This is a genomic window from Aeromicrobium sp. (genome assembly GCF_050700635.1).
Classification (GTDB): Bacteria; Actinomycetota; Actinomycetes; order Propionibacteriales; family Nocardioidaceae; genus Aeromicrobium.
Map to the genome: position 1 here is coordinate 1 of NZ_JBOHDT010000164.1, position 13,057 is coordinate 13,057.

13 protein-coding genes and 1 tRNA gene are annotated in these 13,057 nt (G+C 67.8%); 7 read left to right on the top strand and 7 right to left on the bottom strand.

Annotation, left to right across the window (positions count from 1 at the left end; translation table 11 throughout):
* Positions 1–536, bottom strand: a 536-nt coding sequence (locus tag ACRDPN_RS12700) for a UvrD-helicase domain-containing protein (RefSeq protein ID WP_431448486.1), incomplete at its 3' end; no start/stop codon positions are given.
* Positions 537–586: 50 nt separating this feature from the next.
* On the opposite strand from ACRDPN_RS12700, the gene ACRDPN_RS12705 reads away from it, so the two are divergent.
* From ACRDPN_RS12705 to ACRDPN_RS12730, 6 genes are all read left to right on the top strand, one after another.
* Entirely contained in the window at positions 587–877 is a 291-nt protein-coding gene (locus ACRDPN_RS12705; RefSeq protein WP_431448489.1) for an MGMT family protein, read from the top strand.
* 634 nt (positions 878–1,511) lie between these two features.
* Positions 1,512–5,171: a nitrate reductase subunit alpha gene (locus tag ACRDPN_RS12710; RefSeq protein ID WP_431448492.1), complete on the top strand. Its 3,660-nt coding sequence runs from the start codon at positions 1,512–1,514 to the stop codon at positions 5,169–5,171.
* Positions 5,171–6,856, top strand: a complete 1,686-nt coding sequence (narH, locus tag ACRDPN_RS12715) for a nitrate reductase subunit beta (protein ID WP_431448495.1) — start codon at positions 5,171–5,173, stop codon at positions 6,854–6,856. Before ACRDPN_RS12710 ends, narH begins: the two co-directional genes overlap by 1 nt.
* Positions 6,853–7,548, top strand: coding sequence for a nitrate reductase molybdenum cofactor assembly chaperone (narJ, locus tag ACRDPN_RS12720; protein ID WP_431448498.1), 696 nt, complete (start codon positions 6,853–6,855; stop codon positions 7,546–7,548). The genes narH and narJ overlap by 4 nt, the downstream gene beginning before the upstream one ends.
* 2 nt (positions 7,549–7,550) lie before the next feature.
* Entirely contained in the window at positions 7,551–8,267 is a 717-nt protein-coding gene (narI, locus tag ACRDPN_RS12725; protein WP_431448501.1) for a respiratory nitrate reductase subunit gamma, read from the top strand.
* 3 nt (positions 8,268–8,270) lie between these two features.
* Positions 8,271–8,606 carry a cupin domain-containing protein gene (locus tag ACRDPN_RS12730; protein WP_431448504.1) on the top strand — a complete coding sequence of 112 codons (336 nt, stop codon included), beginning with the start codon at positions 8,271–8,273 and terminating at the stop codon, positions 8,604–8,606.
* A 59-nt stretch (positions 8,607–8,665) separates the two neighbouring features.
* Here the strand turns inward: ACRDPN_RS12730 and ACRDPN_RS12735 are convergent, their stop codons facing one another.
* The 5 genes from ACRDPN_RS12735 to ACRDPN_RS12755 all read right to left on the bottom strand — a co-directional run bounded on the left by ACRDPN_RS12735 (position 8,666) and on the right by ACRDPN_RS12755 (position 11,884).
* On the bottom strand, positions 8,666–9,700 hold the full coding sequence (locus tag ACRDPN_RS12735) for an Acg family FMN-binding oxidoreductase (protein ID WP_431448507.1): 1,035 nt from the start codon (positions 9,698–9,700) through the stop codon (positions 8,666–8,668).
* 1 nt (position 9,701) lies between these two features.
* On the bottom strand, positions 9,702–10,007 hold the full coding sequence (locus tag ACRDPN_RS12740; RefSeq protein WP_431448510.1) for a hypothetical protein: 306 nt from the start codon (positions 10,005–10,007) through the stop codon (positions 9,702–9,704).
* 193 nt (positions 10,008–10,200) lie between these two features.
* A complete protein-coding gene (locus ACRDPN_RS12745) occupies positions 10,201–10,782 on the bottom strand; it encodes a flavodoxin family protein (protein WP_431448513.1) in 582 nt (193 codons plus the stop codon).
* Between the two features lie 90 nt (positions 10,783–10,872).
* A complete protein-coding gene (locus tag ACRDPN_RS12750) occupies positions 10,873–11,751 on the bottom strand; it encodes a hypothetical protein (protein WP_431448516.1) in 879 nt (292 codons plus the stop codon).
* A complete protein-coding gene (locus ACRDPN_RS12755; protein ID WP_431448519.1) occupies positions 11,744–11,884 on the bottom strand; it encodes a hypothetical protein in 141 nt (46 codons plus the stop codon). The genes ACRDPN_RS12750 and ACRDPN_RS12755 overlap by 8 nt, the downstream gene beginning before the upstream one ends.
* Before the next feature lie 504 nt (positions 11,885–12,388).
* Between ACRDPN_RS12755 and ACRDPN_RS12760 the strand changes: the two genes are divergently transcribed.
* The gene (locus tag ACRDPN_RS12760) at positions 12,389–12,871 is read left to right on the top strand and encodes a hypothetical protein (protein WP_431448522.1); all 483 of its coding nucleotides are present in this window, start codon (positions 12,389–12,391) and stop codon (positions 12,869–12,871) included.
* A gap of 61 nt (positions 12,872–12,932) precedes the next feature.
* Here the strand turns inward: ACRDPN_RS12760 and ACRDPN_RS12765 are convergent.
* A tRNA-Arg gene (locus tag ACRDPN_RS12765) sits at positions 12,933–13,008 on the bottom strand.
* Positions 13,009–13,057 lie beyond the last annotated feature (49 nt).

Below are 13,057 nucleotides of genomic sequence, written 5' to 3' on the forward strand. Positions count from 1 at the left end.
CCCAGGCCGCGTTCCGCGGCGCGCAGCAGCAGGTCCCGCAGTTCGGCGGCGAAGGCGGGCAGGCTCAGTGCGGGACGCAGCCGGGCCGGCCAGCTGCCCCCGCCCGCCTCGACATCGCCGGCCAGCAACTCGCGGACCACCACGTCCTGTTCGGGGCCGGAGAGCAGCCGGGGCGGGGGCAGTTCGTGCAGTGCCGCCTGTAGCCGGAGCACGCCGAAGGCGTAGGAGTGCACGGTACGCACCAGCGGTTCCCGGACGGTGGGCGTGGCCTCGTGCGCCGCCAGTTGCTCGACGATGCGCGTGCGCAGCTCGGCGGCCGTTCGGCGGCTGCTGGTGAGCACCAGCACCTGCTCGGGGCCCACCCCCCGGCGCAGTACCCGATCGGCCACCGTGTGGGCGACGAGCGTGGTCTTGCCGGTGCCCGGTCCGCCCAGCACCCGCAGCGGCCCGCCAGCGTGTTCGAGCACCCGGCGAGCTTCGAGGCCCCAGCGGACGGCGTCCGACGCCGGGGCGGCGGGGCGGACCAGCACGGGCACGCCGCGCATGCAATCACGCCGGCTTGACCGCGCCAGGGAGGATCGCCGTGATGGACGACGAGACACTCGAACGGGTGCGCCACGTGGTGGCCACGATCCCGGCGGGCTCGGTGCTGGCCTACGGCGACGTCGCCGCCCGAGCCGGGCTGCCGGGCCGGGCCCGGCTGGTGGGCCGGATCCTCGCCGAGGACGGTCACGACCTGCCGTGGCACCGAGTACTGCGCGCCGACGGGACCCCCGCCCCGCACCTGGCGGGTGAGCAGCTCGCCCGGCTGCGCGCCGAGGGCGTGCTCGCCGACGGCGGCCGGGTCCCCATGCGCCGCTATCGCGCCACCGACTGACCGCTGCAATGAGAAGTCGGCGTGCGCGCCGTCGGGCACGTCGGTGTGGCGTTACCACGGGCCCCACCCGACGCGCCGGTACCTGCACAAGCATCCATGAGACGGCTTCGGTAGCGGCGAAAACCTGCACAAGCATCCATGAGACGGGTTCTGGACTGCGGGCGGGGTGGAGTCTCGCTGAGGACGGGGTTGATCACATTCTGTGTGCGTTTGACGAAATTCTCTCGTGTCGTTGAACGCACCCAGCCGATGATCACTGTCGCTGGACCGCCGGATACATGACGAATTGCGGTAACTAGCAGGTTACGACATGTAAACTACCCGGACACGCGCGCGTCGGGCCGGTAGCGGCCTCTGACTCATAGTCATCTTCTGAGCCCGAGCGGTTCGGTAACTGAGCCCATTTCAGCAGGTCACAGGGCTGGCCGTGCACCGTCCGACGAACCTTGGAAGATGAACGGCAAGTTACGTAATTCGCACTATCGCCTCGGCGAAGATGTGAGCATTAGCGGCCTTCTTGAGGGACGCAGAATCGCCATCTACAGTGGGCAGGCTAGCGGCCCGTTTAAAGTGAATATCACCTGGAGAGGTGGCGTCCGTGCCCGATACCACCGATAACACTGCAAGTGTCGGTATGGACACCGGATTCGAAGACTCCCTGCTGCGTCTTGGCAGATATTTTCAGCGCGGGGAAGCCTCCGCCGACCTGCGGACGCTCCATCAGATCGGCGGCCGGTCGGCCGACGTTTTCTACCGGGACCGCTGGGCCTACGACAAGGTGGTGCGTTCGACCCACGGGGTGAACTGCACCGGCTCCTGCTCGTGGAAGATCTACGTCAAGGACGGGATCATCACCTGGGAGGCGCAACAGACCGACTACCCGTCGATCGGCCCGGACAAGCCGGAGTACGAGCCGCGCGGCTGCCCCCGTGGTGCGTCGTTCTCCTGGTACACCTACTCGCCCGCCAGGGTGCGCTACCCGTATGTGCGCGGCACGCTGCTGGAGTTGTACCGGGAGGCGAAGCGGCGGCTCAAGGATCCGGTGCTGGCCTGGGCGGATGTGGTCGACGACCCGGAGAAGGCCCGCCGGTACAAATCGGCGCGCGGCAAGGGTGGGTTCGTCCGGGCCGAGTGGTGGGAAGCGGTCGAGATCGTCGCGGCCGCCCATGTGCACACGATCAAGCGCCATGGCCCGGACCGGGTGGCCGGTTTCTCGCCGATCCCGGCGATGTCGATGGTCAGCCACGCCGCAGGCGCCCGGTTCATCTCACTGGTCGGTGGGGCGATGCTGTCGTTCTACGACTGGTACGCGGACCTTCCAGTCGCCTCGCCACAGGTGTTCGGCGACCAGACCGACGTACCCGAGTCCGCCGACTGGTTCGACGCAGGCTATCTGATCATGTGGGGCTCCAACGTCCCGGTCACCCGTACTCCGGATGCGCACTACATGACCGAGGCCCGCTACCGGGGTCAGAAGGTGGTGGTCGTGTCACCGGACTACGGCGATCACACGAAGTTCGCCGACGAGTGGTTGCCTGCGCGGCCGGGCACCGACGCCGCGCTGGCCATGTCCCTGGGTCACGTGATCCTCAAGGAGTTCTTCGTCGACCGGCAGACGCCGCGGTTCACCGACTACGTCAAGCGCTTCACCGATCTGCCGTTCCTGATCACCCTCGAGCAGCGGGGCGACGGCAGCGACTGGGTCCCCGGCAAGTTCCTCACGGCAGCCGATCTGGGCGACACCGGCGAGGGTGCGGAGTCCAAGACCGTGCTGCTGGACGCGGTCACCAGCGAACCGGTGGTCCCGAACGGCTCGCTGGGTCACCGGTTCACCGGTTCCGGGGAGGGTCACTGGAACCTCGACCTCGACGGCGTGGACCCGCTGCTCAGCCTGCACGGGAGCGGCGACGTCGCGGAGATCGGCCTCCCCCGGTTCGACACCTCCGAGCCCGGTGTGCTGAGCCGCGGAGTGCCGACCCGGGTGGTCGCAGGCAAGCTGGTCACCACGGTGTTCGATCTGCTACTGGCCCAGTACGGGGTGAGCAGGCCGGGCCTGCCGGGCGAGTGGCCCGCCGACTACGACGACGCCGCGCAGCCCTACACGCCGGCCTGGCAGGAGCCGATCACCGGGGTGCCCGCGGCCGCCGCAGCGCGGATCGCCCGGGAGTTCGCCGACAACGCCGAGCGCTCAGGCGGCCGGTCCATGATCCTGATGGGTGCGGGCACCAACCACTGGTTCCACTCCGACCTGATCTACCGGTCGTTCCTGACGCTGGTGATGCTCACCGGCTGCCAGGGGGTCAACGGTGGCGGCTGGGCGCACTACGTCGGCCAGGAGAAGTGCCGGCCGATCACCGGGTGGGCTCAGCTCGCGTTCGGCCTGGACTGGAAGCGCCCTCCGAGGCAGATGATCCACACCGCCTACTGGTACCTGCACACCGACCAGTTCCGCTACGACACCTTCTCCGCCGACACGGTGTCGGCGAAGACGGGCACCGGCAAGCTCGACGGGATGAGCACCGCCGACGTCATCGCCAAGAGCGCACGGATGGGGTGGATGCCTTCCTACCCGACCTTCAACCGCAACCCGCTCGACATCGCCGACGACGCAGCGCAGGCAGGCACTCCGGTGGCGGAGCACGTGGTTGACCAGCTGAATTCCGGTGCCTTGCGGTTCGCCGCGGAGGATCCCGACTCGCCGGAGAACTTCCCACGAGTGCTCGCCATCTGGCGGGCGAACCTGCTCGGCTCGTCGGGCAAGGGCAACGAGTACTTCCTCAAGCACCTGCTCGGCACCGACAACTCACTGCGCGCAGGTGAGGCGAGCGAGAGCCAGCGGCCGCAAGAAGTGCACTGGCATGACGAGGCGCCTGAGGGGAAGCTCGACCTGCTGCTCTCACTGGACTTCCGCCAGACCAGCACGACGATCTTCTCCGACGTGGTGCTCCCGGCGGCCACCTGGTACGAGAAGCACGACCTCAACACCACCGACATGCACCCGTTCGTGCATTCGTTCAACCCGGCGATCGCACCGCCCTGGCAGACCCGCACCGACTGGGACGCGTGGCAGACGATCGCGACCAAGTTCAGCGAGCTGGCCGCCGGACACCTCGACATCCGCAAGGACGTCGTCGCGGTGCCACTGCTGCACGACACCCCCGACGCCATGGCCAACCCGCACGGCGTCGCCCGGGACTGGAAGCACGGCGAGTGCGAGCCCGTGCCCGGCGTGACGATGCCCAAGATCGTCGAGGTCGAGCGCGACTACACGGCGATCGGCGCGCAGATGCAGGCGCTGGGCCCACTGCTGGACACGCTGGGAACGACGACCAAGGGAGTCACGTACGACGTCACCGCGTCGATCGACTACCTACGCGCAAGGAACGGCGCCGTGCGCGGTGGCCCCGCCGACGGGCGTCCCTCGCTGAAGCGGGACGTGCACGCCTGCGAGGCGATCCTCGCGCTCTCCGGCACCACCAACGGCCACCTCGCCACCCAGGGCTTCAAGACCCTGGAGAAACGCACCGGCACCCTGCTGCACGACCTCGCGGCCGAGCACGAGGGCAAGCAGATCACCTTCGCAGACACGCAGGCAGCGCCGGTCCCGGTGATCACGTCGCCGGAGTGGTCCGGATCGGAGACCGGCGGCCGTCGCTACTCGCCTTTCACGATCAACGTCGAGCGGCACAAGCCGTGGCACACGCTCACCGGCCGCCAGCACTTCTACCTCGACCACGACTGGATGACCGAGCTGGGCGAGGGTCTGCCGGTCTACCGGCCCCCGCTGAACATGGGCGCGCTGTTCAGCGAGCCGGACATCGGCTCGATGGGAGAGCTGGGCGTCACGGTGCGCTATCTGACGCCGCACAACAAGTGGTCGATCCACTCCGAGTACCAGGACAACCTGTTCATGCTCTCGCTCTCACGCGGAGGGCAGACGATTTGGATGAGTGACCAGGACGCCGCCAAGGTCGGTGTCGAGGACAACGACTGGATCGAGGCGGTCAACCGCAACGGCGTGGTCGTGGCGCGAGCCATCGTGTCGCACCGAATGCCGGAGGGCACGGTCTACATGCACCACGCCCAGGACCGGCTGATCGACGTGCCCATCGCGGAGACGTCCGGCAAGCGCGGCGGCATCCACAACTCCTTGACCCGCATCCTGGTCAAGCCCAGCCACGTCATCGGCGGCTACGCCCAGCTCTCCTTCGCCTTCAACTACCTCGGTCCCACCGGTAACCAGCGAGACGAAGTGACGATGATCCGCAAGCGCAGCCAGGAGGTGACCTACTGATGAAGGTCATGGCCCAGATGGCGATGGTGATGAACCTCGACAAGTGCATCGGCTGCCACACCTGCTCGGTCACCTGCAAGCAGGCCTGGACCAACCGCACCGGCACGGAGTACGTCTGGTTCAACAACGTCGAGACCAGGCCTGGCCAGGGCTACCCGCGGCGCTACGAGGACCAGGAGGAGTGGAAGGGCGGCTGGGAGCTGAACAAGCGTGGCCGGCTCAAGCTCAAGGCCGGCGGACGACTGAAGAAGCTCGCCACCATCTTCTCCAACCCCAAGATGCCCTCGATCGACGACTACTACGAACCCTGGACCTACGACTACGCCACGCTCACCGACGCCCCGGCGCAGGAGCACACCCCGGTGGCGCGTCCGAAGTCGCTGCTCACCGGCAAGGACATGAAGATCTCGTGGTCCTCGAACTGGGACGACGACCTCGGTGGCTCCGCCGCGACCGAGAAGCTCGACCCGATGCTCGCGAAGATCGCCGACAAGGTGAAGTTCGAGTTCGAGCAGACCTTCATGTTCTACCTGCCACGCATCTGCGAGCACTGCCTCAACCCGTCCTGTGCCGCATCGTGTCCCAGCGGTGCGATCTACAAGCGTGCCGAGGACGGCATCGTGCTCGTCGACCAGGACCGGTGCCGCGGCTGGCGGATGTGCGTCTCTGGCTGTCCCTACAAGAAGGTCTACTTCAACCACCGCACCGGCAAGGCCGAGAAGTGCACGTTCTGCTTCCCCCGGATCGAGGTCGGGCTTCCCACCGTGTGCGCGGAGACCTGCGTGGGCCGGCTCCGCTACCTCGGGCTGGTGCTGTACGACGCGGACAAGGTGCTCGAGGCCGCGTCGGTGCCGGACGACCAGGATCTCTACGAGGCGCAGCGCTCGATCCTGCTGGATCCCAACGACCCGGACGTGATCCGCGCCGCGGAGCGCGACGGCATCCCGCACGACTGGATCGACGCAGCCCAGCGATCTCCGATCCACGCCCTGATCAACGTCTACAAGGTCGCGTTGCCGCTGCATCCGGAGTACCGCACGATGCCGATGGTCTGGTACATCCCGCCGCTGTCGCCGGTTGTCGACGTGGTCCGCGACACCGGCGAGGACGCCGAGGACCCCGGCAACCTCTTCGCGGCCATCGACGCGCTGCGCATCCCGATCGAGTACCTGGCCGAGCTGTTCACCGCCGGCGACGTCGCTCCGGTCGACGGGGTGCTGAAGAAGCTGGCCGCGATGCGGTCGTACATGCGTGACATCAATCTGGGCCGCGACCCCGACGGCTCGATTCCGGCGGCCGTCGACATGAGCGAGGAGGAGATGTACGACATGTATCGACTCCTCGCCATCGCGAAGTACGACGAGCGCTATGTCATCCCACCGGCGCACGCCGAGCAGGCCCACTCGCTGGAGGAGCTGGCCACGGAGTGCTCCCTGGACTACGAGGGCGGTCCGGGCATGGGCGGCTCCGGTCCCTTCGGGGAGGGCTCTGGTGCGCCGACGCCGATCGCCGTCGAGAACTTCCAGATGCTGCAAGACCGGCAGACCTCCGACACCGTCGCGGCGCCGGGCGACAAGGCGACCCGCGTGAACCTGCTCAACTGGGACGGCAAGGGAGCGCCGACCGGGATGTTCCCCCCGAAGTCCGAGGGCCCCGATCCGGCCGATGAGGCTGATCACCGATGAGCTCCCGCGCGCTGACCGGACAGCAGCTGACCGTGGCCTGGCAGTCGGCGTCCCTCGTGCTCGGCTACCCCGGTCAGCACCTTCTCGACCGGCTGGACCTGATCCGGCGGGCCTCGCACGAGCTACCGGACAGAGTCGGGGGACCGCTTCGCAGAACCGTCGAACGCCTCACGGGTGAGTCCCTCACCGAGCTGGAGGCCGACTACGTCGAGACCTTCGACACCCGTCGCCGGCACAACCTCTTCCTCACCTACTTCGCCCACGGCGACACTCGCAAGCGCGGCCTGGCGCTGCTGCGGTTCAAGCAGACCTATCTCGAGTCGGGTGTCGTGCCTGACGATGGCGAGCTGCCCGACCACCTGTGCGTCGTGCTCGAGTACGGAGCGACCGTCGACCACGTGCGCGGCCGCCAGCTGGTCCTCGACCACAGGGCGGGACTCGAGCTGCTCCGCCTGTCACTCGCCGAAGCCGATTCCCGCTGGGCCGGGGCAGTCGAGTCTGTCACCGCCACGCTGCCCGAGCTGCGTGGCGATGAGATGGACGCCGTTCGCAGACTGGCCGCGGACGGGCCACCGACGGAGGAGGTCGGCCTGACGCCGTACGGGACTCCGGGATTCGATCCCGGCCCGGCACCGCCCGGGCAGTCGTCGCCGACCCTGCTTCCGATGCCGTCCTTTCCGGGAGGTCGATGAGCATGGACACCTTCCTGTGGGTGATCGTCCCCTACGTCTGCCTCACGACGTTCGTGGTCGGGCACTTCTGGCGCTACCGCTACGACAAGTTCGGCTGGACCACCCGGTCCTCCCAACTCTACGAGGACAGGCTGCTCAGGCTGGGGAGCCCGCTCTTCCACTTCGGGATCCTCGCGGTCTTTCTCGGTCACGTCATGGGGTTGGGCGTGCCGAAGTCCTGGACCGAGGCGGTCGGCATCTCCGAGGGCCTGTACCACTTCATGGCGGTCTCCGTCGGCGCCATCGCGGGCGTGGGCACGGTCGTGGGCATGACCATCCTCATCTACCGACGACGCACGGTCGGGCCAGTGTTCTCCGCGACCACGAACATGGACAAGGCCATGTACGCCGTGCTCGCGACCGTCATCGTCCTCGGGCTCGCCAACACGATCGTCGCCAACGTCTTCGGCCACTACGACTACCGCGAAGGAGTCTCGGTCTGGTTCCGAGGGATCTTCCGCTTCTCGCTCCACCCTGACCTCATGGCCGAGGCACCGCTGGGCTTCCAGCTGCACGGGCTGTCCGCGATGCTGCTCTTCGCCCTGTGGCCCTTCACCCGCCTGATGCACGTGTTCAGCGCACCTCTCGGATACCTGACGAGGCCCTACATCGTCTACCGCAGCCGAGACGAACAGCTGGGAACACATCGGCCGCGGCGTGGCTGGGACCGGGTGGGCTGAGTGGTGAACGAACATTCATTGACCGCGCTGGCCGACGAGCTGCTCGACTCCACTCGGTCATCGGGCAGCGGGCGCGCCGCGGTCACCGTCTACGGCGGCCAAAAGCACGAACTCAGGCAGACCCTGATCGCCCTGGCCGGCGGACGCGCACTCGGTGAGCACGACTCACCCGGAGAGGCCACGCTGCAGGTTCTCCGCGGCGAAGTGCGGCTGCACGCCGGCGACGAGTCGTGGCATGGTGCCGAAGGAAGCTACGTGCACATCCCGCCGCGTCGCCACGACCTCGAAGCCCTGACCGATGCGGTCGTGCTGCTCACCGTCGCGGGTCGCGCCGGCTGAGCCGGAAGAATGAACCCCGATGAAGCGCCCAAGGCGTACTGACCGGCTCAGGCCGTGACCTACGGGTGGTACGGACCGATCCCAGGTGGAAGCGAGCTCACGTCGCCGAGCACGTCGTCCACCGGCCGACGGCGGGTCAGCGGGACCTGTATGCGACCGGGTGGCGCCCAACCCACCTGGACCACGATCTGCGGACTGGCGGTGTCGCTCAGCAGGTCGTCTTGCAGCAAGACGCGAGTGCGGTCGACCTCGATCGCCTGGCTCAGTGGGACCATCGCCATGCCCGCCACCGTGCCATGAACGAGCATGGCTCCCAGTGCTTCTCCTGCCCGCAGCCGTGAGGCCGTGTCGTCGGAGGACGTGCAGACCGCGAGAAGTACCGGCTCGACTTCAGGCGAGTGCGAGTCGTCGACGAGGCTCCCCGACGGGAACCTGGGCGGTGGACCGGTCGGAACGGGGTCGGCGCGACCCACCCCTGAATCACGACGAAGCAAGCTGCTTGATGGAATCCCTTCGCCATCCACTCGGCCGGTCCACCTGACGATCTCGTCGACGTAGTCGCGGTCTTCACGCTGCTGCCGGTCGGCTTCGGCGAGGATCTGCAGCAGCTCCGTTCGCGCTTGGCGTGAGACGACGGCGAAGATTGTCACACCGGCCGGCGGTCCCAGCCCGAGGAGCCGATCAAGCTGTCCGCGCGGCACCGGCGAGCTCGTGGGCGATCTGCGGTCGGTGCGCCGACGCTCCAGTGCATCCACGGCGGCGCGAGCCGCTGGCGTGGCCGGCTCCGGGTGGAACGAGATGTTCGCCAGATGGGCGTCGTTGTAGGCGTCGGGCATGCGCCGGACCACGGGTCTCCAGCCAGCACCCGCCGCGGCCACCTGAACGTGGTGCAGAGCGGCGCCGCAGCTGAGGATGAGGTCGCGACCGTCGGGGTCGGCGTGCATCAGTTGGCGAGACCGATCGGCAAACAGGACCAGACGATCACTGTCCACACCCCAGAACCATGGCTGTGTGTTGTGTACCGAGGGTGCCCGAGTCGCCAGCTCGACGAGGCGACGGATCGGCGGGGTTCGTCCCATCGTCCGAGATCCCATTTCAGTGGCTGCGATCGTTCGTGGCCAGCATGAGGGCTGTGACCCCACGGGGCGCGTCCATCGCGGCCCCAAGAGTCGAGGACAGCATGGCGATAGCGTAGGCGAGCGCGGCGCCGGCTGAGGTGGCGATCACCCAGCGACGGATCAGCGCGCGACCGCGCAACGCGCGCCCTGGTTCCGGCGACCCCTCGATGTCTGAGTGATCCGGCGTGGCCTCATGCGCGATGTGGTCGAGCCGGCCGCGCTCCAATCGGCTGAGTCGCCGGTCGTCAGGGCTCTCGACCAGCGTATGACGGTCCGACCTCATCGCCCCTCCTCAAGTTGCTGTCCTCAGCCTGCGTCGTCCGGCTCCGAGGCGCGACGGGCCAAGGTCTCGAAGCAGTCGGGACTTACGTCCTGCACACTCGCGTCGGTCTCTTCGGGCCGTCGCGGATCGTGCACCTCGTCCCCGCGCGGCCTTGCAAGTCCGGGGCGGACAAGTGCGTGCATCGGATCTTCCTTCAGGTGCGGGCGTCGTCTTCGGTTCGGGCTGGCGCCAATCCGCGCCGTTCGAGGCAGGTCCGGGCAATGCTCTCGGCCCAGTGGGTGGCCCGCACAGTCTCGCCGGCGTTCAGTGGTCCGGGAGTGCCCTCGACCAGGAACGCGCCCGGCGCACCGACCGGCTCGAAGCCGCGATGCCGGGCCAGCCTTGCGGCCTTGCGTGCGGCACCGGGCAGCCGGCGTACCCGCGACACGCGGGTGTCGAACACCGCCGCAAGTGGCGCGTTCAGGCTCGGATCGGGTCGCGACTGCCACAGCCACTCCCGCAGTCCGACCTCGGCATGGTCCGCAGCCGCCCCTTGTCGCAATGCGTCGGCGCGGGTCCGCGGCCGGCTCAACGAGAACGCGTGCGTGGGTGCCCCCACCACGAGCAGATCGGCGCCCACAGGCACACCGAGCTCGGTGTCGCGAACGTCTGTGCAGGTGACCTCGAAGCCGCTGTCGCGCAAGCCGTCGGACACTGCGCGGGCGATCCGCTCAGTGTTGCCGAACATCGACTCGTAGACGACAAGGGCTCGGGGTCCCGAGGTGTGTGCATTCATGAGGGCTCCTCCCGGGTCGGCTTCAGTTTCTGCCGGCAGGACGGCAACTTTCTGGTGCCGCGGGTCCCGAGATGCCAGGACCTTGGGCCTTCACCGCTCACTCTCCCAGAGAGCCGATCGCAGGTACCGGCGTCGGTCGGGCTTCAGCTCGCGCAGCCACAGCACAGCCAACCAGGCGCTGAGAACGAGCAGCAGCAGGCTGGGCGCAGCGTCAAGGCCGAGGTGCAGCGGCTCGCCCGTCACCGCGACAGCCGCGACTCCGGCCCAGAGAGCCGTGAACAGGGTGACGATCTTGATCAGCGCCACCACGGCAAGCGGACCGCCGATGGCGCGGCCGTGCACAAGCAGTAGCCCTACGGCGAGGAGGCAAGGGAGCACCACAACCAGGTCGAGCACGAACACCGGATAGGGCGTGCCGCCGACCCCCTCCGGATCCGGAGGAGGCCCGCCGAGAGCGTACGGGACCAGCGTCGAGAGCCAGAGCATCGCGAACAGGACCGCCACGACGAGGAGCATCCACCCGGTCCCCCGCTCCAGCCGCCGTGATCTGATCCGCGGCCAGGCCGAAGGACGCAACCTGATCAGTCCGTCGAGGAGGGCCGCGCCGGCCGCTGCCTCGATCACCACGTACACCAGGAAGACGCGGTTCATCGGGACACCGGTCAGGTAGATCGCGTAGCTGTAGGCGACGTACGCCAACAGCCCGAGACGAACCAGGTGTGCGCGTGGAGTGACCAGCGGTCGAAGGACCAGGAAGGTGAGCGCTCCGGCAACCAGGATGCTGCACACGTCCTGGGCCTTGGCACCCAGCACGGTGGCGGCGGGAAGGTCTCGATAGGGCTCGGCGGCAAGCAACCCGTACATGGCCGCGACCACGATGCCCAGGGCCACCACGACACTGGACCAGACCGCGCTCCGGCCGGACCATGTCGCGGTCATCGGCTTGTTCTTCACATCACGTTTACTCACCGCGGACACCTCCACCTCGCGCACCGTGCAGCAACAGTGCCGTCGCGGCGACGTACAAGAGCACGATCACGGGTTCGATCGGGTCGTACGACAAGCTCATGTCGAGCGCCATCGCCAGGTGCACGAAGCGCAAGGACGGCGGCAAGCCACGCGAGCCGTCCCGCTGTGGCCTTCACTCCGCGGGGACCTGTTGCCATCGCCGCGAGCCGGTCGGTATTCGACGACATGGTTCGAGTGGATGACATGACACACGCTCATTTCGCGGACGTACCTGCCCTGGCCTCCGACGCTAGGCCGGACTCCCCGATGAGTGCAGAGCCCAAGGTCCCCATGCGGAGTGAGTCGTCGCCCGCACAAGGGGACGAAAGTCCCGCTGAGGAGGGCTTGGCGTCTCTGGACCATCCAGTACTGACGGCCGCAGCATCGGTAGGAAGCACGTCGACCAGTTGAGAGGGAACGGCGAACCGTGAAGGACACAGCGGAGTCGGGGCGAGTTCGCAACTGCGTCGAGCTGTACTGGTTGCCGCTCGGGGCTGGTGACAACACGCACTGCGTACGCACGAACGGGCGGATCTTCGAAGCGCTCACCGCTCGGTACGAACGTCGTGACAGGTGCAACCTTTACCACGCTGCTCTCATGGTCCAACTCGGCGGCGATTGGTTCGCCATCGAGATGGGGCCGGCGTGGGGCATCGACGCGGCAGACAGGGGTGTGGTCTGCGAGGGGCCGGTCGGACTCCGGTGGCTGGGCCGGTTCCGGTCCTTCCGCTATGAGGTCCGCTGCTGGCGCGGCGGCGGCATCCCGGACATCACCGAAGCAGTCGACAGCCCCCAGCGGGTCAGCAGCACCCGGTCTCAGGCGGAGCAGGTGTTGGCCCTGGCGCCGGAGTTCCCACCGGCCGCCTGGGGCCGCGACGAGCTGATTGCAGGCGAGATGTGGAACTCAAACTCACTGGTCGCCTGGTTGCTGACCCGGAGCGGCCATGACATGGACGGCATCCGCCCGCCCACCCACGGCCGGGCCCCCGGCTGGAACGCGGGCCTGACGGTCGCCCAACGTTCGCCGCGTCCATCGCCCAGGCCACAGATCTCCCACGATGAAGACTCTGGTCATCGATGAAGGGAGAAGAAGGGAGCCGGTTGACATCAACGGTTGCTGGCCTGATGACTGCGGTATCGAGTGGCGCGCCCGGAGGTATTCGAAACCCCAACCTTCTGATCCGTAGTCAGATGCTCTATCCGTTGAGCTACGGGCGCAAGCCCCGGAGGGCGGTGACGAGTCTAACGGGTGCGGCCCGGTGACCCG